1 protein-coding gene is annotated in these 1367 nt (G+C 73.4%); it reads left to right on the forward strand.

Annotation, left to right across the window (positions count from 1 at the left end):
- On the forward strand, positions 1-1367 hold a 1367-nt coding region (locus AC5WS8_RS39140), incomplete at both ends, for an acyl carrier protein (RefSeq protein ID WP_496108233.1).

The following is a 1367-nucleotide window of genomic DNA, read 5'->3' on the forward strand; positions in this document are numbered from 1 at the left end:
CCTTCGCATCCGGCCGCCGCACCGCCGGACTGCCCGCCGTGTCCCTGGCCTGGGGCCCCTGGGCACCCGGCACCGGCATGACGGCCGAGCTGTCCGAGGCCGACCTGCGGCGCCTCGTGCGGGCCGGCATGCTCCCGCTCGCACCCGAACAGGGCCTCGGGCTCCTGGACGCGGCGCTGGAACTGGGCGGCGGCCTGGAGCGGGCCGTCGTCCTGCCGGTCGACCTGGACCTCGCGGCGCTCCGCCGCCGTACCCCGGAGGACGTCCCGGCGCTGCTGCATGCCCTCGTCCGCGCGCGGAGCCGCCGCAAGGCCGAGCACGTGGAAGCACATGGCGGCACCGACCTGCGGGAGCGGCTGCTGGCCCTGCCCGCCGTCGACCGGGAGCGGTTCCTACGGGACTTCGTGTCGACGCAGGCCGCCGCCGTCCTGGGTCACGGCCGCACGCACCGGGTCGAGGCGGAGCAGACCTTCAAGGACCTCGGCTTCGACTCGCTCACCTCGGTGGAACTGCGCAACCGCCTCAACACCGCCACCGGTCTGCGACTGCCCGCCACTCTGGTCTTCGACCACCCCACCCCGGCCGAAGTGGCCCGCCTCGTCCTGCCCGAACTGGTGGACGACGGCGCCGCCGAGACCGGCTCCGCCACGGCGCTGCCCGTCGCGGTCGGCGTGGGCGACGACCCGGTGGTCATCGTCGGCATGGCGTGCCGGTTCCCGGGCGGGGTGCGCTCGCCGGAGGACCTGTGGCGGCTGGTGCGCGAGGGCGGCGACGCCATCGGCGCCTTCCCGGCCGACCGCGGCTGGGACCTGGACGCCCTCTACGACCCCGAGCCGGGCACACCAGGCCGTACCTACGTCCGCGAGGGAGGATTCCTCTACGACGCCGCCGAGTTCGACGCCGCGTTGTTCGGGATCTCTCCGCGTGAGGCGCTGGCGATGGACCCGCAGCAGCGGCTGCTGCTGGAGACCTCGTGGGAGGTCTTCGAGCGGGCCGGTATCGACCCGACCGGCCTGCGCGGCTCCCGCACCGGTGTCTTCGCCGGCGCCATGGCGCAGGACTACGGCTCCTTCCTTCGTACGGGTGAGCACGACTCCGGCGGCTACCTGATGACCGGCAACACCGGCAGCGTGGCGTCGGGTCGGATCGCGTACACCTTCGGTTTCGAGGGTCCGGCGGTCACGGTGGACACGGCGTGTTCGTCGTCGCTGGTGGCCTTGCACCTGGCGGTGCAGGCGCTGCGGTCCGGTGAGTGCGATCTGGCGTTGGCCGGTGGTGTGACCGTCATGTCGACCCCTGAGACGTTCGTGGAGTTCTCGCGGCAGCGGGGGTTGGCGTCGGACGGGCGGTGCAAGGCGTTCTCGAAC

It is taken from the genome of Streptomyces sp. PTL18, from assembly GCF_059510295.1.